This window comes from Citrobacter sp. Cf072, assembly GCF_030334485.1.
GTDB classification, from domain to species: Bacteria; Pseudomonadota; Gammaproteobacteria; order Enterobacterales; family Enterobacteriaceae; genus Citrobacter; species Citrobacter freundii.
The window spans coordinates 43948-69340 of the sequence record NZ_JAOWDX010000046.1 but is presented as its reverse complement, the minus strand read 5'-3'; the positions used below and the strand labels follow the sequence as shown (position 1 = coordinate 69340).

General features: G+C 53.2%; 20 protein-coding genes and 1 pseudogene. 13 read left to right on the top strand and 8 right to left on the bottom strand.

The window, feature by feature from the left end; all coding sequences use genetic code 11:
* From gluQRS to thpR, 4 genes are all read right to left on the bottom strand, one after another.
* A complete protein-coding gene (gene gluQRS, locus OGX66_RS17530; protein WP_003837490.1) occupies nt 1-897 on the bottom strand; it encodes a tRNA glutamyl-Q(34) synthetase GluQRS in 897 nt (298 codons plus the stop codon).
* Between the two features lie 70 nt (nt 898-967).
* Nucleotides 968-1423: an RNA polymerase-binding protein DksA gene (gene dksA, locus OGX66_RS17525; RefSeq protein WP_003018625.1), complete on the bottom strand. Its 456-nt coding sequence runs from the start codon at nt 1421-1423 to the stop codon at nt 968-970.
* A gap of 177 nt (nt 1424-1600) precedes the next feature.
* A complete protein-coding gene (sfsA, locus tag OGX66_RS17520; RefSeq protein WP_003837495.1) occupies nt 1601-2305 on the bottom strand; it encodes a DNA/RNA nuclease SfsA in 705 nt (234 codons plus the stop codon).
* Nucleotides 2306-2320: 15 nt separating this feature from the next.
* Nucleotides 2321-2851: an RNA 2',3'-cyclic phosphodiesterase gene (gene thpR / locus OGX66_RS17515; RefSeq protein ID WP_016149571.1), complete on the bottom strand. Its 531-nt coding sequence runs from the start codon at nt 2849-2851 to the stop codon at nt 2321-2323.
* A 73-nt stretch (nt 2852-2924) separates the two neighbouring features.
* Here thpR and hrpB point away from each other — a divergent pair, with 73 nt between their 5' ends.
* The 10 genes from hrpB (at nt 2925) to fhuB (ending at nt 19668) form a co-directional block, all read left to right on the top strand.
* Nucleotides 2925-5354, top strand: coding sequence for an ATP-dependent helicase HrpB (gene hrpB / locus OGX66_RS17510; RefSeq protein ID WP_182318614.1), 2430 nt, complete (start codon nt 2925-2927; stop codon nt 5352-5354).
* Nucleotides 5355-5531: 177 nt separating this feature from the next.
* The gene (mrcB, locus tag OGX66_RS17505) at nt 5532-8069 is read left to right on the top strand and encodes a bifunctional glycosyl transferase/transpeptidase (RefSeq protein ID WP_003837501.1); all 2538 of its coding nucleotides are present in this window, start codon (nt 5532-5534) and stop codon (nt 8067-8069) included.
* Between the two features lie 566 nt (nt 8070-8635).
* Nucleotides 8636-9178 carry a fimbrial protein gene (locus tag OGX66_RS17500; RefSeq protein ID WP_003837506.1) on the top strand — a complete coding sequence of 181 codons (543 nt, stop codon included), beginning with the start codon at nt 8636-8638 and terminating at the stop codon, nt 9176-9178.
* Between the two features lie 50 nt (nt 9179-9228).
* Nucleotides 9229-9942 carry a fimbrial biogenesis chaperone gene (locus tag OGX66_RS17495; RefSeq protein ID WP_165488874.1) on the top strand — a complete coding sequence of 238 codons (714 nt, stop codon included), beginning with the start codon at nt 9229-9231 and terminating at the stop codon, nt 9940-9942.
* 32 nt (nt 9943-9974) lie between these two features.
* Nucleotides 9975-12458 carry a fimbria/pilus outer membrane usher protein gene (locus OGX66_RS17490; RefSeq protein WP_270927837.1) on the top strand — a complete coding sequence of 828 codons (2484 nt, stop codon included), beginning with the start codon at nt 9975-9977 and terminating at the stop codon, nt 12456-12458.
* 35 nt (nt 12459-12493) lie between these two features.
* The gene (locus tag OGX66_RS17485; RefSeq protein WP_226796418.1) at nt 12494-13495 is read left to right on the top strand and encodes a fimbrial protein; all 1002 of its coding nucleotides are present in this window, start codon (nt 12494-12496) and stop codon (nt 13493-13495) included.
* Nucleotides 13496-13705: 210 nt separating this feature from the next.
* Nucleotides 13706-15955 (top strand): ferrichrome porin FhuA, encoded by a 2250-nt coding sequence (gene fhuA / locus OGX66_RS17480; protein ID WP_044714923.1) that lies wholly within the window; start codon nt 13706-13708, stop codon nt 15953-15955.
* Between the two features lie 46 nt (nt 15956-16001).
* Nucleotides 16002-16799, top strand: coding sequence for a Fe3+-hydroxamate ABC transporter ATP-binding protein FhuC (fhuC, locus tag OGX66_RS17475; RefSeq protein WP_003845793.1), 798 nt, complete (start codon nt 16002-16004; stop codon nt 16797-16799).
* Complete coding sequence (fhuD, locus tag OGX66_RS17470) at nt 16799-17689, top strand: Fe(3+)-hydroxamate ABC transporter substrate-binding protein FhuD (protein ID WP_003837517.1); 891 nt, start codon at nt 16799-16801, stop codon at nt 17687-17689. Before fhuC ends, fhuD begins: the two co-directional genes overlap by 1 nt.
* Nucleotides 17686-19668 (top strand): Fe(3+)-hydroxamate ABC transporter permease FhuB, encoded by a 1983-nt coding sequence (fhuB, locus tag OGX66_RS17465; RefSeq protein WP_044714925.1) that lies wholly within the window; start codon nt 17686-17688, stop codon nt 19666-19668. Before fhuD ends, fhuB begins: the two co-directional genes overlap by 4 nt.
* 73 nt (nt 19669-19741) lie before the next feature.
* On the opposite strand, the gene hemL is transcribed toward fhuB, so the two are convergent.
* Complete coding sequence (gene hemL / locus OGX66_RS17460; protein WP_088902720.1) at nt 19742-21022, bottom strand: glutamate-1-semialdehyde 2,1-aminomutase; 1281 nt, start codon at nt 21020-21022, stop codon at nt 19742-19744.
* A 168-nt stretch (nt 21023-21190) separates the two neighbouring features.
* Between hemL and clcA the strand changes: the two genes are divergently transcribed.
* The 3 genes and pseudogenes from clcA (at nt 21191) to erpA (ending at nt 23038) form a co-directional block, all read left to right on the top strand.
* Nucleotides 21191-22612, top strand: coding sequence for a H(+)/Cl(-) exchange transporter ClcA (gene clcA / locus OGX66_RS17455; protein WP_088902719.1), 1422 nt, complete (start codon nt 21191-21193; stop codon nt 22610-22612).
* A gap of 23 nt (nt 22613-22635) precedes the next feature.
* A pseudogene (yadW, locus tag OGX66_RS17450) lies at nt 22636-22701 on the top strand (small protein YadW).
* The gene (erpA, locus tag OGX66_RS17445) at nt 22694-23038 is read left to right on the top strand and encodes an iron-sulfur cluster insertion protein ErpA (protein ID WP_003018581.1); all 345 of its coding nucleotides are present in this window, start codon (nt 22694-22696) and stop codon (nt 23036-23038) included. Before yadW ends, erpA begins: the two are co-directional and overlap by 8 nt.
* Before the next feature lie 119 nt (nt 23039-23157).
* On the opposite strand, the gene OGX66_RS17440 is transcribed toward erpA, so the two are convergent.
* Genes OGX66_RS17440 through mtnN form a run of 3 tightly spaced genes read right to left on the bottom strand, consistent with a single transcriptional unit; the run spans nt 23158 to nt 25310 of the window.
* Nucleotides 23158-23781, bottom strand: coding sequence for a TRIC cation channel family protein (locus OGX66_RS17440; RefSeq protein ID WP_003018578.1), 624 nt, complete (start codon nt 23779-23781; stop codon nt 23158-23160).
* A 37-nt stretch (nt 23782-23818) separates the two neighbouring features.
* A complete protein-coding gene (gene btuF / locus OGX66_RS17435) occupies nt 23819-24619 on the bottom strand; it encodes a vitamin B12 ABC transporter substrate-binding protein BtuF (RefSeq protein WP_286511993.1) in 801 nt (266 codons plus the stop codon).
* Nucleotides 24612-25310 (bottom strand): 5'-methylthioadenosine/S-adenosylhomocysteine nucleosidase, encoded by a 699-nt coding sequence (mtnN, locus tag OGX66_RS17430; protein WP_003018572.1) that lies wholly within the window; start codon nt 25308-25310, stop codon nt 24612-24614. Before mtnN ends, btuF begins: the two co-directional genes overlap by 8 nt.
* Nucleotides 25311-25393 lie beyond the last annotated feature (83 nt).

Genomic DNA, 25393 nt, shown 5'->3' with positions numbered 1-25393 from the left:
TCAGCGTGGCGCATTTGAGAATGCCGGATTTAAGATCGCTGATTCTGGCACTGTTGTCAGACGCCAGTTCTCAACGGCAAACTCCAGGATCTGGTCCACACGCATCTCCTGCCACGGGATATCGGCACGCTGGCCGAGAAAGCGTAGCGCGGCAATAATCACCGGGCGCGGATCGCCTTGTGGTAGCGCAGGTGCATGATTTTGTTTTGAAAGTTTAGCGCCTTGTTCGTTGAGCGCCAGCGGAAGATGAATATAGTCAGGCGCTTGCCAGCCAAACTGCTGATACAAAGAGATTTGCCGCACCGTGGGTTCGATGAGATCGGCGCCGCGAACAATCTCAGTTACGCCCTGAAAGTGGTCATCAACTACGACGGCGAGGTTATAGGCAAACAGCCCGTCGCGGCGGTGGATGATAAAATCTTCACCAGCAAGTTGCGGGTCAGCCTGAATCACACCGCGTAGCCGGTCAGTAAACTGCATCACGGGATGGCGTTGTTTAATACGGACGGCCGCCTGTTCTGGCCCGAGGCGTAACTCACGGCAGTGACCGTCGTAAATACCGCCGACGCTTTGAATACGCGCTCGCGTACAGGTGCAGTAATAGCTCAGATCCTGCTGATGCAGCCAGGTAAGCGCCTCGCGGTAGGCTTCGTGGCGTTGGGATTGCCATAAAATATCGCCATCCCAGTGCAGGCCGTAATGTTCCAGCTGACGCAGGATCGTATCTGCGGCACCGGGAACTTCACGAGGGGGATCAATATCTTCAATGCGTACTCGCCAGATTCCGCGACGGGCACGAGCCTGCAGGTAACTGCCGAGGGCGGCAATCAGTGAACCGAAGTGCAGTTCGCCGGAGGGGGAAGGGGCGAAGCGGCCAATATAGTGTGAATCGCTCATTTTACGGACTGACAAATAATAAGGCGGGAGAAACTCCCGCCTTTAGTAAACGTGGTAAAAATGACCGGAATTAACCTGCCATCTGTTTTTCGCGGATTTCTGCCAGCGTTTTGCAGTCGATACACAGATCGGCTGTCGGACGCGCTTCCAGACGGCGAATACCAATTTCTACGCCGCACGATTCGCAGTAGCCGAAATCTTCGTCTTCTACCTTCTTCAGCGTCTTCTCGATCTTTTTGATCAGTTTGCGCTCACGGTCACGGTTACGCAGCTCAAGGCTGAATTCTTCTTCCTGCGCGGCGCGGTCCACCGGATCAGGGAAGTTAGCCGCTTCGTCTTGCATATGAGATACGGTGCGATCAACTTCATCCCTAAGTTGATTACGCCATGCCTCAAGAATACGCCTGAAGTGCGACAGCTGGGCTTCGTTCATATACTCTTCGCCCGGTTTCTCCTGGTACGGCTCCACCCCAGCGATGGCGAGAATACTCAGGGACGATGTTTTACGGTTTTGCCCTTCTTGCATGTTGCTTCTCCTTAACACGCACTATCGATCCCCATGTTCGGGGGAAAAATCAGGTCGCTATAAATAGCAGATGCTTTTCCGGATAGCAATTATCTAAACGTAACACTTGACAACCCTGTGAGGAAAAGCGTATTTGCCCACGCGCCCAGAATACTAATTAACCAAATGTTTACACCATTACAAGGTAATGGGCAACGGCTCTTTAAGAGTCATGCCATGGGCAGAAAGTTCCGCTTTATAAACCAGAATTTCTACCCCCTTAAGCTGTGCTTCAACTAATAATTGCGCATATTTTGCATCGATATGGTGCGCGGGTGAAAACCGTGTAATAGCTGAATGCAGCACGGCGAAAAATATCACTGCCCGCTTGCCTTCAGCCGCTACGCTCATCAATTCCCGAAGATGCTTCTGACCTCGTTCAGTGATGGCATCGGGAAAATAACCCTGCTCTTTTTCCGCCAACGTGACTGATTTCACTTCAATATAGCAGTCAGGTCGGGAATCTGCCTGTAACAAAAAGTCGATACGGCTCCCTTCGGCGCCGTATTTTACTTCACTTTTCAATACGCTGTAGCCTGAAACTTCTGAAATTAGCGACTGCTGAATCGCCTCTTTCGTTAATCTATTGGCCCACAGCGTGTTAACACAAATAAATGCCCCGGATTGGGTTTGCGTTAATTCCCAGGTATGTGGATATTTCCGTTTAGTATTTTCTGATGTCGAATACCAGACGGTATCACCCGGGGTGGCGCATCCGGTCATCGCGCCAGTATTTGGGCAGTGTAACGTTAACGTTGAGCCATCCGGTGTGATCACATCCGCTAAAAAACGCTTGTAGCGCTGGATGAGCGTTGCAGGTTGTAAAGGTGGAGAAAATTGCATAAACAGTCCCTTTAATTATTCAGTCAGCGTCCAGCGTTGCAGCTGCGTATAACGCGTGCGTCCTCGTGCGAATGAAGAGGAGTAAAGTGCGAACTCCGTGACCGGAAATGACCAGCCAAAGCCCGGTGGGGGGATGGGAACCGCGTGTCCGGCATCGCGCAGCAGCGTGATGTGTGGGTGAAACGGCTGCGGGCTTTGATAACACCCGCTGCGTGCGGCCTGCGCCCGCAGCATATTCGCCAGTTGTAACAGTCCGCGCGGTGGCTGACGCATCCCCAGCCACACGACCCGCGAACGCAGCCATTGCCCGGCATCATCCAGTTTGAGCGTAAAACCTGGCTGGCGAATGCGTCCGGCTAGTTGCGACAACGCCTGTTGCTTCTCTGCGCTGACATCACCTAAAAAGGCCAGCGTCAGATGCAGATTCTCGGCGGCGACGGGACGGCCTGCTTCAGGAGGGAACTGCGCGGCTCGCCAGTGGATTAACTGTTCCCGAACCCCGCCTGGCAATTCAATCGCAAAGAACAGCCTTTTTGGCTCAGACATTATGGATACTCGGTTATGAATTAACGCGATGCTACAATGCAGCGCGAAGAATGTTAACCCTCTGGAGCTATTTGTGACGTCGTTGCCCGTTGCCGCCGTAGTGCCTGAACTGCTTACCGCCCTTGATGCCTCGACTCAGGTGCTGCTGACCGCGCCGACCGGTGCCGGGAAATCGACCTGGCTGCCGTTGCGACTGCTTGAACATGGTGGCATCAAGGGGCGGATTATTCTGCTGGAGCCGCGTCGTCTGGCGGCACGCAACGTGGCGCAGCGGTTGGCGGAGTTGCTGAACGAAAAGCCCGGTGAGACCGTGGGTTATCGCATGCGCGCGCAAAGCTGCGTGGGGTCGCAGACCCGGCTGGAAGTGGTGACGGAAGGCGTCCTGACGCGCATGATCCAACGCGATCCCGAACTCACTGGCGTCGGGTTAGTGATCCTCGATGAATTTCACGAACGGAGCTTGCAGGCCGACCTGGCACTGGCGCTGTTGCTGGATGTACAGCAAGGTCTTCGTGACGATCTGAAACTATTGATCATGTCCGCAACGCTCGATAACGGGCGCTTGCAGCAGTTATTGCCCGATGCGCCCATGATTATCTCTGAAGGCCGTACATTCCCGGTCGAGCGACGGTATCAGCCGCTGGCGGCACATCTGCGTTTTGACGAAGCGGTGGCGATAGCCACGGCGGAGCTACTGCGCCATGAAAGCGGGTCGCTGCTGCTGTTTTTACCGGGCGTTGGGGAAATCCTGCGCGTGCAGGAACAACTGGTAACGCGTGTGGGTGGCGATGTTGTGCTATGTCCGTTGTACGGCGCGTTGACGCTGGCTGAGCAGCGTCAGGCGATTTTTCCCGCGCCGCAAGGTAAGCGCAAAGTGGTGCTGGCGACCAATATTGCCGAAACCAGCTTAACGATTGAAGGCATCCGGCTGGTGGTGGACTGCGCCCAGGAGCGCGTGGCGCGCTATGACGCGCGTACCGGTTTAACGCGGTTGATTACCCAGCGCATTAGCCAGGCATCTATGACACAGCGAGCCGGGCGAGCCGGGCGTCTGGAGCCAGGTATCTGCCTACATTTGCTTGCCAAAGAGCAGGCGGAAAGAGCGGCGGCGCAGGGAGAGCCTGAGATATTACAGAGCGATCTGTCCGGACTACTGATGGAGCTGCTGCAATGGGGATGTACCGATCCTGAGCAACTGAACTGGCTGGATACGCCGCCCGCTATCAACCTGCAGGCGGCAAAACGGCTGTTGCAGATGCTGGGGGCGCTTGAGGGCGACAGGCTCAGTGCCCGTGGGCAGAAAATGGCGGCTTTGGGTAATGATCCCCGTTTAGCGGCTATGCTGGTTAGCACCAAAAATGACGATGAAGCGGCATCGGCCGCAAAACTGGCCGCAATTCTGGAAGAGCCGCCGCGCGGGGGCAGCACCGATTTAGCTGTGGCGTTTTCACGAAATCAGCCCGCCTGGCAGCAGCGCAGTCAACAATTATTGAAACGGCTTAACGTACGCAGCGGGCAGCCCGACATCGCGTTGCTCCCTTTGTTGCTGGCGCAAGCGTTCGCCGATCGGATCGCCCGTCGACGTGGACAAGAAGGGCGCTATCAACTGGCCAACGGTATGGGCGCGATGCTGGATGCTGATGACGCCCTGGGGCGCCATGAGTGGCTGATAGCGCCGCTGTTACTGCAGGGTAGCGCATCGCCAGATGCGCGTATTTTGTTAGCGTTGCCGCTGGATATTGAAGCGTTGATGCAGACGTGTCCTGAACTGCTGCAACAGTCCGACACCATCGAATGGGATGAAGCCCAGGGAACGTTAAAAGCACTGCGTCGGTCGCGTATCGGCCAGTTGACGGTAAAAGTACAGCCGCTGGCCAAGCCCTCGGAAGAAGAGTTGCATCAGGCGATGCTGAATGGTATTCGCGATAAAGGGCTAAGTGTGCTCAACTGGACGCCGGAGGCCGAGCAGTTTCGGCTGCGTTTGCAATGTGCGGCAAACTGGTTACCGGAGTACGACTGGCCTGCGGTAGATGAGGATTCTCTGCTGAAGACGCTGGAGCTCTGGCTGTTGCCGCACATGAGCGGTGTGCACTCTTTACGCGCGTTAAAAGCACTCAATGTGGGTCAGGCATTGCGCGGTTTGCTGGACTGGTCAATGCTGCAACGTCTGGATAGTGAACTGCCAGCGCATTACACTGTGCCAACGGGAAGCCGGATTGCCATTCGCTATCATGAGGATAATCCTCCTGTATTGGCCGTTCGGATGCAGGAAATGTTTGGTGAAGCAAACACCCCGACTATCGCCCAGGGACGCGTGCCGCTGGTACTGGAGCTGTTGTCTCCGGCCCAAAGACCGCTACAGGTGACGAGCGATCTAAGCGCGTTCTGGCAGGGATCGTACCGCGAGGTGCAAAAAGAGATGAAAGGGCGTTATCCCAAACATGTCTGGCCGGACGATCCGGCGAATACCGCGCCAACGCGGCGCACCAAAAAGTATTCATAGCTGTATGCGTGGTTGCCTGATGGCGCTGCGCTTATCAGGGCGAACGTAGGCCGGATAAGGCGTTTTACGCCGCCATCCGGCATAAATACAGCTGAAAATTGAGAGATTTCTTCTTCTGTCGCAGGACGGAAGAACAGAGAATCGGGCCTTTGCGCCTGAATGTTGCGGAGAAAAAGCATGGCGGGGAATGACCGCGAGCCAATTGGACGTAAAGGGAAACCCTCACGTCCGGTGAAACAAAAGGTGAGCCGTCGTCAACTCAGAGATGAAGAGTATGACGACGATTATGATGATGATGACTATGAGGATGAAGAACCGATGCCGCGTAAGGGTAAAGGCAAAGGGCGTAAGCCTCGTGGTAAACGCGGCTGGTTCTGGCTGCTGGTAAAACTGTCGATTGTTTTTTTGGTGCTGATCGCCATTTACGGCGTCTATCTGGACCAAAAAATCCGTAGCCGTATCGACGGTAAAGTCTGGCAGCTTCCGGCGGCAGTATATGGCCGCATGGTTAACCTTGAGCCAGAAATGCCCATCGGCAAGAACGAGATGGTGAAGCTGCTAGAGGCCACGCAGTATCGTCAGGTCTCGAAGATGACGCGTCCGGGCGAATTCACCGTACAGGCGAAGAGCATTGAGATGATTCGTCGTCCGTTTGACTTCCCGGACAGTAAAGAAGGGCAGGTGCGCGCACGTCTGACCTTTGATGGCGATCATCTGGACACTATCGAGAATATGGATAACAACCGCCAGTTCGGTTTCTTCCGTCTCGATCCACGCCTGATTACCATGCTCTCTTCACCTAACGGCGAGCAGCGCCTGTTTGTCCCGCGCAGTGGATTTCCGGATCTGCTGGTAGATACGCTGCTGGCAACCGAAGACCGTCACTTCTATGAGCATGATGGCGTCAGCCTCTACTCGATTGGTCGTGCGGTGCTGGCCAACCTGACGGCCGGTCGCACGGTGCAGGGGGCGAGTACGCTGACTCAGCAACTGGTGAAGAACCTGTTCCTGTCCAGCGAACGTTCTTACTGGCGTAAGGCCAACGAAGCCTACATGGCGCTGCTGATGGATGCGCGTTACAGCAAAGATCGCATTCTTGAGCTGTACATGAACGAAGTCTATCTCGGTCAAAGCGGCGATAATGAAATTCGCGGCTTCCCGCTGGCGAGCCTCTATTATTTCGGTCGTCCGGTGGAAGAACTGAGTCTCGACCAGCAGGCGTTGCTGGTGGGGATGGTTAAAGGGGCGTCAATCTATAACCCATGGCGTAATCCGAAGCTGGCGCTGGAGCGTCGTAACCTCGTGCTGCGTTTGCTGCAACAGCAGCAGATCATCGATCAGGATCTGTATGACATGCTGAGCGCGCGTCCGTTAGGCGTACAGCCGCGTGGTGGAGTAATCTCGCCACAGCCAGCCTTTATGCAGATGGTGCGTCAGGAGCTTCAGGCGAAGCTGGGCGATAAAGTTAAAGATCTCTCCGGCGTGAAAATTTTCACCACCTTTGATTCCGTGGCGCAGGACGCTGCGGAAAAAGCGGCGGTGGAAGGCATTCCGGTGCTGAAGAAACAGCGTAAGCTGAGCGATCTGGAAACCGCGATTGTGGTGGTTGACCGATTCAGTGGCGAAGTTCGCGCCATGGTTGGCGGGGCAGAGCCGCAGTTCGCGGGCTATAACCGTGCGATGCAGGCGCGTCGTTCGATTGGTTCTCTGGCGAAGCCGGCGACCTATCTGACTGCGCTCAGCCAGCCGAAGCTTTACCGCCTGAATACCTGGATTGCCGATGCGCCGATTGCGCTACGTCAGCCGAACGGTCAGGTCTGGTCGCCACAGAACGATGATCGTCGCTATAGCGAAAGCGGAAAAGTGATGCTGGTGGATGCGTTAACCCGCTCCATGAACGTACCGACGGTAAATCTGGGGATGGCGCTGGGCTTGCCTGCCGTGACTGATACCTGGTTGAAGCTGGGCGCGCCGAAAGATCAGCTTAACCCGGTTCCGGCCATGCTGCTCGGGGCGTTGAACCTGACGCCAATCGAAGTAGCACAGGCGTTCCAGACTATCGCCAGCGGCGGGAACCGTGCGCCGTTGTCGGCGCTGCGTTCGGTGATTGCCGAAGATGGTACCGTGCTGTACCAGAGCTTCCCGCAGGCTGAGCGTGCCGTTCCGGCGCAGGCGGCGTATATGACGCTGTGGACCATGCAGCAGGTGGTTCAGCGTGGTACGGGTCGTCAGCTTGGCGCGAAATATCCTGGCTTGCATCTGGCAGGGAAAACCGGGACCACCAACAACAACGTGGATACCTGGTTTGCCGGGATCGACGGCAGCCAGGTGACCATCACCTGGGTGGGCCGCGATAACAACCAGCCAACCAAGCTGTACGGTGCCAGCGGCGCGATGTCGATTTATCAGCGTTATCTGGCTAACCAGACGCCAACACCGCTGGTGCTGACGCCACCGGAGGATGTGGTGGATATGGGCGTAGACTACGACGGTAACTTCGTTTGTAGCGGCGGGATGCGCACGCTTCCGGTATGGACCACCGATCCTGATTCGCTGTGTCAGCAGGGTGAAATGCTGCAGCAGTCGGGGAATCCGTTCGATCAATCTTCTCAACAGCCGCAGCAGCAGCCTCAACAGCAGCAACCGCCGCAGCAAGAGAAGAAAGACAGCGATGGCGTGGCTGGTTGGATAAAAGATATGTTTGGCGGTAACTGATTTTTTAGCTGTCCTCCCCCGCATCGGTGCCTGCTGATGTGGGGGAATTCTCCCTCTTGTTGTATTCGCATTTCGGTCTGTATAGCAAGCTCAGGATAGGGTGAACAGTGATGGTGTTTCCTGCCTATATTTTCCGTTTAATCATAAATTCAATATATTATTTTTTTGTATATATCATCGGTTGGTTGATTTTATTCTATTTTTTTTCTGCGTTTTTTTATTATCTGCCCGTATGCCTATGTGGGTAATATTGTTTTTATGAATATATTCATGCTGGCTAAAATCACCATTAAGAAAATATTATTTCCATAAATTGTTCTGCTAAAACAAGATGTTGTGTGTTGTTTCTTTAGTTTTGGTGAATGTGTTGATTAGCTTTTATTCATCATGGTACGTAGAATAGATGACACAAGGGAATGTTTTAAACTGAATGAGTTGATAAAGATATATTATATCTATGATGTTGTTGGATTTATATTCCAGCACTTCTCCAGCCATTGTCTATTTCCCCTCTGTGTTAACTTTTCTCTTCATTGATTTTTGTGAACATATGTAAGGAATACGTTATGTGCAAAAAAATTATCATCTCGTTGCTTGTCAGTAGTGCAATGGCAACTGTAGCAACATCTGCTTTTGCCGTTGATACCGGGACGGTAACGTTTAATGGGAAAATTCTTCCCGATAGTTGCGTGGTTGATGTAAATGGTACAGCGACAAACGGTACTGTGACGTTTAACAACCTTTCTCAAACTGCGTTTGGCGAAGATAAAAAAGTCGGCGACACGCAATCTTTTGCGATTACGCTGACAGAATGTGATGCTGCGGTTGCCAACCTCAATATCAAATTTGATGGGACGCGTATTGCCGGATACGACGATGAAGTTTTGCAGGCGACAGGGACTGCGCAGAACCTCGGGGTACGTATGCTTCCTGAAGGGAGCAGCAACTACGTGAAATTTGATGGCTCAGATCCTGAAGCGGCACTGAATAAGACTAACGGCGAGAGCGTGGTTTTTAATTATAAAGCTGAGGTTATCCAGGTTGGTAGCACTTTACCAACTACCGGTGATTATACCGCACAAGCGACCTATACTCTGCTTTATCGTTAATCATCATAAACCTGGCCCAGGCAGGGCCAGTATTTCAATGGAATGGAAAGATGAAACGACTTATCACAGCATTAATACTTATATTAACCTCGGGATTAAATTCGGTTCAAGCTGGCGTAGTAGTGGGTGGCACACGAATTATATATCCGGCTAACCAATCTGAAGTACAGATTGCTTTAAAAAATAAAGATAATGATAAACGTTATCTGGTGCAGAGTTGGGTCAGTAATATTGATGACAGCAAAGCGCCATTTATTATGACACCGCCAATTTACAAATTGGACGAAAACCGCCAGACGCTGCTACACGTGGTTTATACCGGAAATAAATCGGCGCTGCCTCAGGATCGTGAGTCATTATTTATGGCGAACATCAAATCTGTTGCAGCGATCCCAGAAGAATTGCATGACAAGAACACGTTACAATTTGCCATTAAAACTAAATTAAAACTGTTTTATCGCCCGGCCTCATTGACAGAAGACGAGGCAAAAATGGCCTGGCAATCGTTGCAATTTAGCCGCCATCAAAATCAACTGGTGGTGAAAAACCCCACACCCTTCTATGTCACCTTCGGACAGATCTCTGTGGCGGGAAAAGCGATTAAACCGGCTACAAACCAGTCCTCTCCGACGGCATTAACGATGATGGTTGCTCCATTTGGTGAGCAGCGTTTTCCGCTGCCATCGGCAGTAAAAGGCAACGTTGTCTGGACCGCAATTAATGATTTTGGCTCAGAAACCGAACAGCGTAAACAGTCGCTGTAAATCAGCTATCGATGAGTTATGGGGTGACATTTATGCCTTCACATCGTACTGCCCGGCTTTTTGCTCTCAATACGCTGACATTCGCTATATTGACTGCGAGTGGTTCCGTTTGTGCTGATGATTATTTCAATCTCAGTGTACTTGAAACGGGAACCCCACTTGAGAATACCGGGGCGCTTGAAGCTTTTTTACAGCATAATGGTTTATCCCCCGGGCGTTATTTAACGTCGATTGTTTGGGATCAGGATCGCATTGATAAACGAAATTTAAATTACCTCCTTTCAAAAGATAACAGCAAACTGATTCCGCAATTTACCAAAGCGGAGCTGCGCGAACTGGGCGTTAAAGTTGATACGGTTCCGGCATTAAATAATGTTAACGAAGATACGTTGCTGGGTGATATTAGCGAATATATCGCGGATGGACGCTATGACTTCAATCCGGAAACACAGGTGCTGCAATTACGTATTCCGCAGATCTACCGCGACCGCAAAATTTCGGGCGAAAGCAATCCCACTTTCTGGGATGACGGCATTCCGGCTCTGTGGACCAGTTACTATATTTCGGGATCGCACCAACAATCCAGAGGTCAAAATAATGTTTCGAACTGGGCAAGTTTGAATTCAGGGATGAATATCGGCCCCTGGCGTTTGCGTAACACCAGCAATTGGGGGAGTGATAATGGTTGGCAATCTATTAATACGACGCTTGGACGCGATGTCAAAGCATTGCGTAGCCAGCTTCAGATAGGGCAAACCTACACTAACGGCGAACTGTTCGATAGCGTGCAGATGACGGGCGTTAAGCTGGAGACCGATACCAGTATGCAGCCCAGTGGATTACAGGGCTTTGCCCCGGTCGTTCGTGGGATTGCTAATAGCGATGCCAAAGTCACCATTAAGCAAAACGGTTACACCATCTACCAGACCAACGTCTCGCCTGGCCCGTTTGAAATTCGTGATTTAACGCAGGTGACGGCAGGAGCGGATCTGGAAGTCACCGTGACGGAGGCCGACGGTACAGAGCGCAGCTTTATTCAGGCCAGCTCCTCGGTGCCGATTATGCAACGTGAAGGCGTGCTGAAGTACAGCCTGGCAGCCGGGAAATATCGCGATGTTGATAACGGCGAGGAGCCGGAATTCAGCCAGGCTACGGCAATTTATGGCTTACCTTTCGGAATTACCGCTTACGGCGGTCTGCAGGGCGCGTCGATGTATCGTGCCGGACTGGTCGGCATCGGAGCTGATTTACGCGATTTTGGTTCGCTGTCGATGGATCTGACGGCGGCGAGAACCGCGTTTGACGACGAACGCGCGGATGCGAATGGCCAGTCGTGGCGCGCGCAGTACGCAAAAGATTTTCCGTTAACCAATACCACGGTCACGCTGGCCAGCTATCGTTATTCCACCTCCGGGTTTTATACCTTTCAGGAGGCTCTCGATCAGCGTAATAACAGCTACGACGATGACAGCATCTATAGCTATCGCGATAGCTATAACCGTCGCAGCCGCCTGCAACTTAATCTTTCTCAGTCGTTACAGAGCTGGGGATCGGTATACGCCAACGCTTATCAGCAAGATTACTGGGGAATGGAAGGCCATGAACGAAGCGTGAGTCTCGGTTACAGCAGCAGTTGGCAGGGCGTTAACTGGTCGCTGAATTACAGCCTGACAAAAACGCCATCAACCACTAACGATCAGCAGTTTTCTATCTCAATGAATGTCCCTCTTTCGCGTTGGCTGGCTAATGCCTGGGGAACATATACTCTGACAAGTTCAAAAAATGATAATAGTGCACATCAGGTTGGCGTCAGTGGAACGTTACTGGAAGATAACAATTTAAATTATAACCTTCAGCAAACCTACACCGATAACGATGTCGGTTATGGTGCCTATCTCTCTTCCCGGTATCGGACATCGGTTGGCGAGTTCAGCGCCAATTACAGTTATCAAAAAGACAGTAAACAGTGGGGCTATGGCACCCAGGGTTCCGTTGTTGCGCATTCGCAGGGAATAACGCTTGGACAATCCATTCAGGATGCTTTTGCCATTGTGCACATTACCGATGGCGATAATGTAAAAATACAAAATTCCCGGGGGGTTTACACCGATTATTGGGGCAATGCCATTGTGCCAACTTTAACCAATTATCGCCGTAATACTATTACTGTGAATACTCAGGGACGTGATGATATTGATATTCAGGATGCTTCTCTGGATGTGGTTCCGACAAAAGGGGCCGTCCTGAAGGCTGACTTCACGGCGCGTTCAGGTAAGCGTGCATTACTTACCTTAAAACATGGTCAGAGCGTGGTTCCTTTTGGTGCTCTGTTAAGTATGGACGGTACGACATCGATCGTGGGTGACGACGGTGAAGTGTATGTCACTGGGCTAAAAGGAACACAGCGCATTGAGGCGCAATGGGGAAATACCGCACAGACGAAATGTACGGGCAGCGTAAGCGTGCTTGAGAACATGGGTACGGGAATTCTCTCAGCTACGGTTAATTGCCAATAATGGAAGATGGCTTATGAATACGGAAATTGTCAGATATGAGTAAAAGGAACAAAAACATTTTCAGGGCTATGTTGATCATATTGATTTTAGCTGGATCGGCAGCACCTGTTTATGCCGCCACATGTACCGGAAATTACCCGGAAAATGGCGCAATGACCTTTCAGCTACCGGCAAGCATCACTGTGGAGCCTGACGTATCAGTTGGTACGGTTATTTATGAGGGAAGCATTGAGAGCGGCCAAATCGATATGGATTGCCAGGATACTGGCAACAAATACAAAGGTTACGCAGTGTTAACGGATGCCGATGCCCGCAATGGAGTGCTGGAAGGCGTTTATCAGACTAGCGTTCCAGGTATAGGTATCCGCATGGCTGAAGCGGAAGAACGAACACCTACCTTTACCTCTGAGGATATCGTCACACCCATGCATTTTTATAGCTATGGAGCAAGCGGATGGAACAGTATTCATACAAAGTACCATGCGTCAATGCAGTTGGTTGTGACGGGCGACGTCGAGGATGGTTATCTTGATACCTCCCGGCTGACAGCGCAAGAGAAGTGGGGTAATGATGTGATAGCTCAGATATTGGTATCTCCCACCAGCATTCATATCCAGACTAATACCTGTAACCTGGAGGATAAAAATATCTACGTGCCGCTGAAGACGATTAATGTCGATAACTTTGACAGTCAATTTTCAGAAGTACTCACCGATAACAGTTTCAAAATCGAGATTTCTGATTGTCGGGCAGGTACCCAAATCGATTATAAGTTCAACAGTGCTGGTTCGACAGGCGTTACGGATGGCAATATTTTGGCTATCGCCAGTGGAGACAGCTCTGCCAGCGGTGTCGGTATCCAGATTCTGGACACGAACAATAATGTGCTGAGTTTTGATCAAACCTATACCGCTGTGAGCAGCACTAGCGCTAACGAAGTGGCAGAAATTCCGCTGAAGGCACGCTATGCCAAAACCGGCAATGTCAAAGCCGGGAAAGTGGACGCCGTCGCGACTTTTGAGGTCTTTTACCGCTAACGCCTTGCGACCCGCTGCGGCGGGTTGGCAGCGCTCTAACATTCCAGCCTAATTTATTAACCCTTTCTTTTCATCTGGTTATTTCTTAACCCCTCAGTTTTAGTAGGGGCGCGTATTGCTTGCTATCTCGCCAGAGTTTCGAATATTATGCTGCCGTTATAATAATAATTCTCGTTTACGTTATCATTCACTTTCATCAGAGAAATACCAATGGCGCGTCTTAAAACTGCTCAGCCAAGTTCATCACTGCGTAAAATCGCAGTAGTGGTAGCCACAGCGGTTAGCGGCATGTCTGTCTATGCACAGGCGGCGGTTGACCCGAAAGAAGAAACCATCACCGTAACTGCAGCTCCTGCTCCGCAGGAAAGCGCATGGGGGCCTGCGGCAACCATCGCCGCACGACAGTCTGCTACGGCGACCAAAACCGACACTCCAATTCAAAAAGTTCCTCAGTCTATTTCTGTGGTCACCGCCGAAGAGATGGCGTTGCATCAGCCAAAATCGGTCAAAGAGGCGCTTAGCTACACCCCGGGCGTTGCCGTGGGTACGCGTGGTGCGTCCAATACCTATGACTACTTGATTATTCGCGGATTTGCCGCCGACGGCCAAAGTCAGAATAACTATCTGAATGGCCTGAAGATGCAGGGCAACTTCTACAACGATGCGGTCATAGACCCTTATATGCTGGAGCGTGCCGAAGTGATGCGCGGTCCGGTTTCCGTTCTATACGGAAAGAGCAACCCGGGTGGGTTGTTGAATATGGTCAGCAAACGCCCGACCACAGAGCCGTTAAAAGAAATTCAGTTCAAGATGGGCACTGACAGCCTGTTCCAGACAGGTTTTGATTTCAGCGATGCGCTGGATGATGACGGTGTATACTCTTACCGCTTAACTGGCCTGGCGCGTTCCGCGAATGCGCAGCAGCAGGGCGCAGAAGAACAACGCTATGCCATCGCGCCATCTTTCTCATGGCGTCCGGACGATAAGACAAACTTCACCTTCCTCTCCTACTTCCAGAACGAGCCGGAAACCGGTTATTACGGCTGGTTGCCGAAAGAAGGGACGGTGACTGAGTTGCCGAATGGCAAGCGTCTGCCTACCGATTTCAACGAAGGGGCGAACAACAATACCTATTCTCGTAACGAGAAGATGGTGGGCTACAGCTTCGATCACGAATTTAACGACACCTTTACCGTGCGTCAGAACCTGCGTTACGCGCAAAATAAAGTCTCGCAGAACAGCGTGTATGGCTACGGTATGTGCTCCGATCCGCTCTATACCAAGGATCCGGCTAACAGCCCTTGTGCCAGCGTTCCTCAGGCCGACTGGGATCATACGCTGACGCGTCAGTATGTTATCGATAATGAGAAATTGCAGAACTTCTCCGTCGATACTCAGCTGCAAAGCAAGTTCGCGACAGCCGACGTAGACCACACGCTGCTGACTGGCGTTGACTTTATGCGTATGCGTAATGATATCAACTCCTGGTTTGGCTATGCGGGTTCTGTTGCGCCGTCCGATATCTATAACCTCGACCGCAGCGACTTCGATTTTGGCTCACACCCAGGCCCTTCAGGTCCTTACAAAGTGCTGAACAAACAGAAGCAGACTGGCTTGTATGTTCAGGATCAGGCGCAATGGGATAAGGTGCTGGTTACTCTGGGCGGTCGTTACGACTGGGCTAAACAGGACTCTCTGAACCGTGTTTCTGGCGTAACGGATTCCCGCGATGATAAGCAATTCACCTGGCGCGGTGGGGTTAACTATCTGTTCGACAACGGCGTAACCCCGTATTTCAGCTACAGCGAGTCGTTTGAACCGGCTTCTCAGACGGGTGCAAGCGGTAATATCTTTGCGCCGTCCAAAGGTAAGCAGTACGAAGCTGGCGTGAAGTACGTGCCGAACGATCGTCCCATCGTGATCACCGGTGCTGTCTATCAGTTGACCAAAACCAACAATCTGATGGCCGATCCGAACGGATCGTTCTGGTCAGTTGAAGGCGGTGAAATTCGTTCTCGCGGAGTGGAAATTGAAGCGAAAGCGGCGCTGTCTGCCAGCGTCAACGTAGTGGGTTCTTATACCTACACCGACGCGGAATACACCACCGACACCAACTACAAGGGCAATACGCCTGCGCAGGTGCCAAAACACATGGCATCATTGTGGGGCGATTACACCCTTTATGACGGCGCGCTTTCTGGGCTGACGTTGGGTACTGGCGTTCGTTATACTGGTTCCAGTTATGGCGATCCGGCAAACTCCTTTAAAGTGGGGAGCTATACGCTGGTGGATGCGTTAGTACGTTACGATCTGGCGCGCGTCGGCATGGCGGGCTCCAACGTGGCGCTGCATGTGAACAACCTGTTTGACCGTGAATACGTCGCCAGCTGCTTCAATACCTATGGCTGCTTCTGGGGCGCAGAACGTCAGGTCGTTGCAACCGCAACCTTCCGTTTCTAATTTCTATTGGGCACGCTTTGCGTGCCCGTTTTACAAGTTGGCTGCTATGCAGGAAAACAGATCCCATCCCGACACTACTTTTGCGTTGCGTAATGTCTCCTTTCGTGTGCCTGGCCGCACGCTTTTGCATCCTCTCTCATTAACTTTTCCTGTGGGTAAAGTGACCGGCCTTATCGGCCACAACGGTTCCGGAAAATCGACGTTATTGAAAATGCTGGGACGTCATCAGCCGCCGTCAGAAGGTGAAATCCTGCTCGACGAACAGCCGCTGGAGAACTGGAGCAGTAAAGCGTTTGCCCGCAAGGTCGCCTATCTGCCGCAGCAGTTGCCGCAGGCCGAAGGGATGACTGTGCGCGAACTGGTGGCGATTGGCCGCTATCCGTGGCACGGAGCGCTGGGACGTTTTGGCGTTGCCGACAGAGAGAAAGTAGAAGAGGCGATTTCGCTGGTTGGCTTAAAACCGCTGGCGCACCGTTTGGTTGATAGTCTGTCCGGCGGAGAACGCCAGCGCGCGTGGATTGCCATGCTGGTAGCGCAGGACAGCCGCTGTCTGCTGCTTGATGAACCGACTTCCGCGCTGGATATCGCTCATCAGGTTGACGTACTGGCACTGGTGCATCGCTTAAGTCAGCAGCGCGGGCTGACGGTGATTGCGGTGCTGCATGATATCAACATGGCGGCCCGCTACTGTGATTACTTAGTTGCGCTGCGCGGTGGTGAAATGATTGCACAAGGGACGCCTGCTGAACTGATGCGCAGTGAAACTCTGGAACAGATTTACGGTATCCCGATGGGCATTTTGCCGCATCCGGCCGGTGCCGCACCCGTGAGTTTTGTCTATTAATGATTGAATTACATCATATTACCCGTCGGCGGCTGCTTGCGGCGATGGCGCTGTCGCCGCTGCTGTGGCGGATGAATACGGCACACGCTGCGGCGGTTGATACGCAGCGCATTGTGGCGCTGGAATGGCTACCGGTAGAGCTATTGCTGGCGCTGGGTATTACGCCGTATGGCATTGCCGATATCCCTAACTACAAGCTGTGGGTCAGTGAGCCCCCGTTGCCGGATTCTGTGATTGATGTCGGGCTACGTACGGAGCCCAATCTCGAACTGTTGACCGAAATGAAACCCTCGTTTTTGCTGTGGTCGGCAGGCTATGGTCCTTCCCCTGAAAAGCTGGCGCGGATTGCGCCTGGCCGGGGATTTAACTTCAGTGACGGTAAAAAGCCGCTGGCCGTTGCGCGACAATCGCTGCAGGAAATGGCGCAATTGTTCAATCTGCAAGCCTCTGCTGAACGCCATCTGACCGAGTACGATCGTTTTATCGCCAGCCTGAAACCGCGCTTCATTCAACGCGGCGCACGCCCTGTACTTCTCACTTCCTTGCTTGATTCGCGACATATGCTGGTGTTTGGCCCAAACAGCCTGTTTCAGGACGTGCTGGATGATTATGGGATCCCCAACGCCTGGCAGGGCGAGACAAACTTTTGGGGCAGCACTGCCGTGAGTATTGACCGTCTGGCTGCTTATAAGGATGTCGATGTGCTGTGTTTTGACCACGGCAACGATAAAGAGATGGCTGCGCTGATGTCTACGCCATTATGGCAGGCGATGCCGTTTGTCCGCAGCGGACGTTTTCAGCGTGTGCCTGCCGTCTGGTTCTATGGCGCCACGCTCTCGGCGATGCATTTTGCTCGCATTCTGGATAATGCGCTGGGAGGCAAAGCGTGAGTAAACGAATTGCGCTATTCCCGACCCTTCTTCTGGTGGTTCTGTTTGTCGCTGCCTGTTGGCTGACCTGGGTAAACTTCTCTGTTGCGCTACCGCGCAGTCAGTGGCAACAGGCTATCTGGTCACCGGATATCAATGCTATTGAGCAGATGGTTTTCCACTACAGTCTGCTGCCGAGGCTGGCGATTTCGCTGTTGGTCGGTGCCGGGCTGGGGCTGGTCGGTGTCTTGTTTCAGCAGGTGCTGCGTAACCCACTGGCAGAACCCACTACGTTAGGTGTCGCAACCGGGGCGCAGTTGGGCATTACGGTTACCACGCTGTGGGCTATTCCCGGTGCGCTGACCACGCAATTTGCGGCGCTGGCGGGAGCATGTGTTGTTGGGGCACTGGTGTTTGGCGTTGCCTGGGGCAAACGTCTTTCTCCGGTGACGTTAATCCTTGCCGGGCTGGTGGTCAGCCTGTACTGCGGGGCAATTAACCAGTTGATGGTTATCTTCCATCACGATCAACTGCAAAGCATGTTTTTATGGAGCAGCGGTACGCTAACGCAGACCGACTGGAGCGGCGTACAGCGTCTGTGGCCGCAACTGCTGGGCGGTGTGATGCTGACGCTGTTGTTATTACGCCCAATGACGCTGATGGGACTGGATGACGGTGTGGCGCGTAACCTCGGTCTGGCGCTGTCGCTGGCACGTCTGGCGGCGTTATCGCTGGCCATTGTTATCAGCGCCTTACTGGTTAACGCGGTTGGGATTATCGGCTTTATTGGCCTGTTTGCACCGCTGTTGGCGAAAATGCTCGGCGCGCGTCGTCTGCTGGCGCGTCTGATGTTGGCCCCGCTGATTGGTGCGTTGATCCTCTGGCTCTCCGACCAAATCATTCTGTGGCTGACCCGCGTATGGATGGAAGTTTCCACTGGTTCGGTGACGGCGCTGATTGGCGCGCCATTGCTGCTGTGGCTGTTGCCGCGCCTTAGAAGTATGAGCGCGCCGGATATGAATGCCAGTAACCGCATCGCTGCTGAGCGGCAGAATGTACTGATGTTTGCCCTGGCGGGCGGGGCGATATTGCTGCTTACCGTTATTGTGGCGCTCGCGTTTGGCCGCGATGCGCACGGCTGGACATGGGCCAGCGGCGCGATGCTGGATGAGCTCATGCCCTGGCGCTGGCCGCGTGTTCTGGCAGCGCTGATTGCCGGGGTAATGTTAGCGGTAGCTGGCTGTATTATTCAGCGTCTGACCGGAAATCCAATGGCCAGTCCGGAAGTATTAGGAATTAGCTCCGGGGCGGCATTTGGCGTGGTGCTAATGTTATTTCTGGTCCCCGGCAATGCCTTTGGCTGGCTGCTGCCGGCCGGGAGCCTCGGTGCGGCAGCCACCTTGCTTATCATTATGATTGCCGCCGGGCGCGGGGGCTTTTCACCGCACCGCATGTTGCTGGCAGGGATGGCGCTCAGCACGGCGTTTACAATGCTGCTGATGATGCTGCAGGCCAGCGGCGATCCGCGTATGGCGGGGGTGCTAACCTGGATCTCCGGCTCAACTTATAACGCGAGTGGCGAACAGGTGCTGCGCACCGGGATTGTAATGGTCATCCTGCTGGCGATGACGCCGCTGTGCCGCCGTTGGCTGACAATTTTACCGCTTGGCGGCGATACGGCGCGGGCTGTCGGTATGGCTATTACGCCATCACGCGTGGGGTTACTGCTGCTGGCGGCAGGGCTGACGGCGACAGCCACCATGACCATTGGACCGTTGAGCTTTGTCGGGCTGATGGCGCCGCACATTGCCCGGATGATGGGTTTTCGTCGGGCGATGCCGCATATGCTGATTTCAGCGCTGGCGGGTGGCGTGTTGCTGGTCTTTGCTGACTGGTGCGGCAGGATGGTGTTGTTTCCGTATCAGATCCCGGCGGGATTACTGTCGACGTTTATTGGCGCGCCGTACTTTATCTATCTGCTACGTAAGCAGAGCCGGTAAGTTATGCCGCCATCCGGCCTACGGCGTAGAATGTAGGCCGGGTAAGCGTAAGCGCCACCCGGCAATTCATCCTTTACAGTTTCGCAAACACCCGGCGCGCGGCGTCGATGGTGTTATTGATATCTTCTTCACTGTGCGCCACGGACATAAAGCCTGCTTCGAACGCGGACGGCGCCAGATAAATTCCTTCATCCAGCATCATGTGGAAGAAACGCTTGAAGCGTTCAACGTCGCATGCCATCACATCCTGATAGCAGGTTACGGTTTCTGCATCGGTGAAGAATATCCCGAACATCCCGCCTACATGATTAACTACCAGCGGAATATTCGCTTCTTCAGCAGCTTCCAGCAGACCTTCCGCCAGACGCGTCGTCAGTTCGTTCAGCGTTTCATGAATACCCGGCTGGGCGACTTCGGTCAGACAGGCATAACCTGCCGCCATCGCGATTGGGTTACCGGAAAGCGTCCCCGCCTGGTAAACCGGTCCAGTCGGCGCCAGTGCGTCCATCACATCGCGACGGCCTCCGAATGCGCCAACGGGCATTCCGCCACCGATGATTTTGCCAAGACAAGTCAGATCCGGCACGACGCCGTAATAATCCTGTGCGCCGGCCAGCGCCACGCGGAAGCCGGTCATCACTTCATCGATGATCAACAGCGCGCCAAACTCATCGCATAGCGCACGCAGGCCCGGCAGGAATTCCGGCAGCGGTGGGATGCAGTTCATGTTGCCTGCGACCGGCTCAACAATGATGCAGGCGATCTCCTGCGGATATTGTTCAAATGCCGCACGTACTGAAGCGAGATCGTTATAGGTGCAGGTCAGGGTGTGTTTCGCGAAATCAGCCGGAACGCCCGGGGAGTTCGGCTGACCCAGCGTTAACGCGCCGGAACCCGCTTTGACCAGCAGACAGTCAGCATGACCGTGGTAGCAGCCTTCAAATTTGATGATCTTATCGCGACCGGTGAAACCGCGCGCCAGACGGATTGCGCTCATAGTCGCTTCCGTGCCGGAGTTCACCATGCGCACCATGTCCATGGTCGGCACGAGTTCAGTGACCAGCTCCGCCATTTTCACTTCCATTTCGGTCGGTGCGCCAAAGCTTAAACCGCGCTCCGCAGCTTCAATCACCGCATTACGGATTGCCGGGTGATTATGGCCCAGCACCATCGGTCCCCAGGAACCGACGTAGTCAACATAGGCTTTACCATCGACATCGTACAGATGCGCGCCGTCGGCTTTTTCGATAAACAGCGGAGTACCACCCACGCCAGTAAAGGCGCGAACGGGGGAGTTAACGCCGCCAGGGATAAGTTCGCGTGCTGCGCTGTAGAGATTTTCAGACTTACTCATGGATGGGGTCCTGGTTCGTAGAAAAAGTAAATGCCCGCTATTCTAGTTATTCAGAGAAGGTTATGAAAGTTTTACGCATTTGAAACAATACGATTTGCATGGGATTTTCGTGAAATGTGCGAGTAGAATGCCGATTCCGTATTTGTATTACCAATTAATGATCATCTGATGAAGACAGACACTCCCTCTTTTGAAGCACAACAAATTGTGCGTTTACGCCGCAGGGATCAAATCCGTCGACTCCTGGAACGAGACAAAACGCCGTTGGCGATCCTGTTGATGGCTGCCGTAGTGGGTACAGTGACAGGGCTTGTTGGCGTGGCATTTGAGAAAGCGGTGACCTGGGTGCAGAATCAGCGCATTGGCGCGCTGGCTCAGGTTGCGGACCATGCCATTCTGCTATGGCCGCTGGCATTTATTCTCTCTGCGTTGCTGGCGATGGTTGGCTACTTTCTGGTGCGTAAATTTGCGCCGGAAGCCGGTGGTTCGGGGATCCCAGAGATTGAAGGCGCGCTGGAAGAGCTGCGGCCTGTGCGCTGGTGGCGCGTACTGCCGGTGAAATTTTTCGGCGGTATGGGCACGCTGGGTGCCGGTATGGTGCTCGGGCGAGAAGGACCGACCGTGCAGATCGGTGGTAACCTCGGGCGCATGGTGCTGGATATTTTCCGCATGCGTAGCGCAGAAGCGCGACATACCTTATTGGCTACCGGTGCGGCAGCGGGCCTTTCGGCGGCGTTTAACGCCCCTCTGGCGGGGATCCTGTTCATTATTGAAGAGATGCGCCCGCAGTTTCGCTATAACCTTGTCTCGATCAAAGCCGTGTTTACCGGCGTCATCATGTCGAGCATTGTGTTTCGTGTTTTCAACGGCGAGGCACCGCTTATTGAAGTTGGGAAGCTCTCCAATGCGCCGGTGAACACGCTGTGGTTGTATCTGGTCCTGGGGATTATTTTTGGCTGTGTCGGACCGTTGTTCAACACCATGGTGTTGCGGACTCAGGATATGTTCCAGCGTTTCCACGGAGGCGATCTCAAAAAATGGGTGCTGATGGGCGGTGCGATCGGCGGTCTGTGCGGGATCCTTGGCTTAATTACACCTGAAGCGGCTGGAGGCGGGTTTAACCTGATACCTATCGCTGCGGCAGGGAATTTCAGCGTTGGTTTACTGCTGTTTATCTTTATTGCCCGCGTCATTACCACGCTGCTGTGCTTCTCGTCCGGCGCGCCCGGCGGGATATTTGCCCCGATGCTGGCATTAGGCACGTTGCTTGGCACCGCGTTCGGTATGGCGGCAGCGGCCTCTTTTCCGCATTATCATCTGGAGGCCGGGACCTTCGCCATCGCCGGAATGGGAGCATTGTTGGCGGCCTCGGTGCGCGCGCCGTTAACGGGCATTATACTGGTACTGGAAATGACCGATAACTATCAGCTCATTTTGCCAATGATTATTACCTGTCTTGGCGCAACACTATTAGCCCAATTTATGGGCGGAAAGCCGCTATACTCGACTATCCTTGCCCGTACGCTGGCAAAACAGGAAGCGGAGCAGGCGGCTAAAAGCCAGGGTACAGCCGCTGGCGAGAATACTTGAACGAAATACCAGGGTATTAGATAATGGCCTTAACCATTGGGTTATAATTTGCCCAATTGCCAATGTCGTTTGGAGCAAAATATGAGTGATGACGTAGCGCTGCCACTGCAATTTACTGAAGCAGCAGCCAATAAAGTAAAAAGCCTGATCGCTGACGAAGATAACCCGAATCTGAAATTACGTGTGTATATCACCGGCGGTGGTTGCAGCGGTTTCCAGTACGGTTTCACCTTTGACGATCAGGTGAACGATGGTGATATGACCATTGAGAAGCAAGGTGTTGGTCTGGTGGTTGACCCGATGAGCCTGCAATATCTGGTGGGCGGCGCGGTTGACTATACCGAAGGTCTGGAAGGTTCCCGCTTCGTTGTGACTAACCCGAATGCGAAAAGCACCTGCGGGTGTGGTTCTTCTTTCAGCATCTGATTGCTGTCTGTAATACCAGTGGTCTGATGGTGTAGGCCCGGTAAGAGTAGCGCCACCGGGCAATGTGCCGGATGGCGGCGTAAACGCCTTATCCGGCCTACATATTCTGCATCATCATGTCAACGTCCGTTATCATCCAGCGCAAACGTCGGTAATTTCAAATGCCAGCGAATGGCGGCAAGCCGAATCAGCAGGGTGACAATCATCCCCATCATACTGGCGTTTTCCAGTGAAACATCAAAGGTATAAAACGCCGTCGCATGCACGATCCCGCCGATAATACAGGCTGTGGCGTAGATCTCGGTGCGCAAAATCATCGGGACTTCACGTGCTAATACATCGCGAATGATCCCACCGCCGACGCCGGTAATTACCCCCATACAAATCGCCACCAAAGGGCCTGTTCCTGCGAGAAAGGCCTTGTTGACGCCAATACCCACGAACACCGCCAGGCCAACGGCATCCAGCACCGGAAGGATCCATTTCGGCAGGCGTCTTGGCTGCCGTACCAACAGGATCGTCAGCATGCTGGTGATCATCGCCACGACCAGATCGGTTGGATCTTTAACCCAAAAAACCGGTCCATTATCCAGCGCCATATCGCGGATCGTACCACCACCGACGGCGGTAACCACGCCGAGGACCAGGACGCCAAACGGATCCATACGTAATTTCCCGGCCAGTAATACGCCAGAGATTGCAAATACCGCGGTGCCGACAATATCAAGCCAATAGACGAGCATTTTTAAATCCTCACAACAGACCTGGTGGGGGCAGGCGCTAATTTATCTGTGAAAGCGCATTACAGAGTTGTTTTGCGGCGAGGATAATACGCGGGCTCGCGCGTTCGAACCAGTCACTATTAAGTGTAATAACGGGTATTTTTAGCTGGTTTCCCCAGTATTTCTCAATTTTCAGAGTTTCGCCCGGACCGCCGGTTGCAACAATAGCCTGGGGAGCTCGTGCCAGGACCTGCTCACGGCTAACCTGCGGCCAGGGAACCCGACTACCGGCAAAGATGTTTTCTCCGCCGCATACCTTAAGAACTTCGTGCTGAATAGAACCTTTTCCACTGGTAAACAGAGGATTGGCACCAAACTGGAGAAACACGCGTTTTTTCGGTTTGTTGGCATACTGAGATTTAAGTAAAGCATAGTCATCAAGCATGGTTTGCGCCGCCTGTTTAGCTTGTTCAGGCTTGGGGCTCCACGCAGCCAACTGGCGTAGCGCATCGGCAACCTGCTCAATGGTAACGGCGTCCACCCAGATGACCTTAATTCCCAGGGAGGTCAGTTGATTCACCTGCCGCTCAGCATTTCCCCCGCGCCAGGCGACGACTAAATCAGGTTTCAGCGCCACAATACGCTCAAGATTCATACCTTGCCATGTTGAGACCTCTTCAATATTTTTGGCTTCTGGCGGGTAGTTTGAGTAGCTGCTGACGCCAACTGGGGTAATGCCTGCGGCAAAAGCGAGTTCGGTATTGGCAGGAGAAAGCGTTACAACACGCGGTGCGGCGTAAAGGAACGCCGGGAGAGTGAAAAGCAGGGCGACCAGCGCCCTGGAGAATAATTTAGCCATGCGCCAGTTTCTGCACCAGCGTTTCAACCATCAGACTTGACTGCTTCGCGGCAACCACCAGGAATTCGTCAAAGCTGAGATGGGACTGCTGATCGGCAACGTCAGAGATAGCGCGAACCACGACAAATGGCACCTTAAAGTTGTGGCAAACGTGCGCAATTGCGGTCGCTTCCATCTCAACGGCAATCGCCTGCGGGAAGTTATGCTTAATTTTAGCCAGCCCCACGGAACCATTAATGAATGCATCGCCGCTGACGATAAGTCCGCGAACAGCGTTCAGATTGAGTTCGGCGATGCAAGATTCTGCGGCTGCAATCAACGCAGGATCGGCTTTAAAACCAGCCGGGCAACCCGGTAGCTGACCAAATTCATAACCAAAGGCAGTGACGTCGGCGTCGTGATAGCGCGCTTCATCAGAAACTACGATATCGCCGACTTTCAGCGTAGAGGCCAGGCCGCCCGCGGAACCCGTATTAATGATGGCGTCCGGCTTGCAGCGTTCAAGCAGCAGCGTAGCGCCGAGCGCCGCAGCTACTTTACCGATACCTGATTTCAGAAGCGCAACCTCAGTACCGTTCAGTTGGCCGGTGTAAATTTCACAACCGCCGAGCGTGATGGTCTGACGGTTTTCGATTTTGTCACGCAGCAGCGTAACTTCTTCTTCCATTGCACCAATGATGCCGATTTTCATAGATTTACTCGCGATAAGCCAGATTTGAGGGCATAGTCTATCATGCGCTTAAGGGGTAGCGCATTTCTCAGGCGGGAGAGGAT

Bases quoted from the DNA above. Each gene is read 5' to 3' on its own strand.
- btuF (WP_286511993.1), bottom strand. From the start codon at position 24,619: ATGGCTAAATTATTCTCCAGGGCGCTGGTCGCCCTGCTTTTCACTCTC.
- mrcB (WP_003837501.1), top strand. From the start codon at position 5,532: ATGGCGGGGAATGACCGCGAGCCAATTGGACGTAAAGGGAAACCCTCA.
- OGX66_RS17500 (WP_003837506.1), top strand. From the start codon at position 8,636: ATGTGCAAAAAAATTATCATCTCGTTGCTTGTCAGTAGTGCAATGGCA.
- OGX66_RS17485 (WP_226796418.1), top strand. From the start codon at position 12,494: ATGAGTAAAAGGAACAAAAACATTTTCAGGGCTATGTTGATCATATTG.
- fhuC (WP_003845793.1), top strand. From the start codon at position 16,002: ATGCAGGAAAACAGATCCCATCCCGACACTACTTTTGCGTTGCGTAAT.
- erpA (WP_003018581.1), top strand. From the start codon at position 22,694: ATGAGTGATGACGTAGCGCTGCCACTGCAATTTACTGAAGCAGCAGCC.
- OGX66_RS17490 (WP_270927837.1), top strand. From the start codon at position 9,975: ATGCCTTCACATCGTACTGCCCGGCTTTTTGCTCTCAATACGCTGACA.
- hemL (WP_088902720.1), bottom strand. From the start codon at position 21,022: ATGAGTAAGTCTGAAAATCTCTACAGCGCAGCACGCGAACTTATCCCT.
- sfsA (WP_003837495.1), bottom strand. From the start codon at position 2,305: ATGCAATTTTCTCCACCTTTACAACCTGCAACGCTCATCCAGCGCTAC.
- dksA (WP_003018625.1), bottom strand. From the start codon at position 1,423: ATGCAAGAAGGGCAAAACCGTAAAACATCGTCCCTGAGTATTCTCGCC.
- mtnN (WP_003018572.1), bottom strand. From the start codon at position 25,310: ATGAAAATCGGCATCATTGGTGCAATGGAAGAAGAAGTTACGCTGCTG.
- OGX66_RS17440 (WP_003018578.1), bottom strand. From the start codon at position 23,781: ATGCTCGTCTATTGGCTTGATATTGTCGGCACCGCGGTATTTGCAATC.
- clcA (WP_088902719.1), top strand. From the start codon at position 21,191: ATGAAGACAGACACTCCCTCTTTTGAAGCACAACAAATTGTGCGTTTA.
- gluQRS (WP_003837490.1), bottom strand. From the start codon at position 897: ATGAGCGATTCACACTATATTGGCCGCTTCGCCCCTTCCCCCTCCGGC.
- fhuD (WP_003837517.1), top strand. From the start codon at position 16,799: ATGATTGAATTACATCATATTACCCGTCGGCGGCTGCTTGCGGCGATG.
- thpR (WP_016149571.1), bottom strand. From the start codon at position 2,851: ATGTCTGAGCCAAAAAGGCTGTTCTTTGCGATTGAATTGCCAGGCGGG.
- fhuA (WP_044714923.1), top strand. From the start codon at position 13,706: ATGGCGCGTCTTAAAACTGCTCAGCCAAGTTCATCACTGCGTAAAATC.
- OGX66_RS17495 (WP_165488874.1), top strand. From the start codon at position 9,229: ATGAAACGACTTATCACAGCATTAATACTTATATTAACCTCGGGATTA.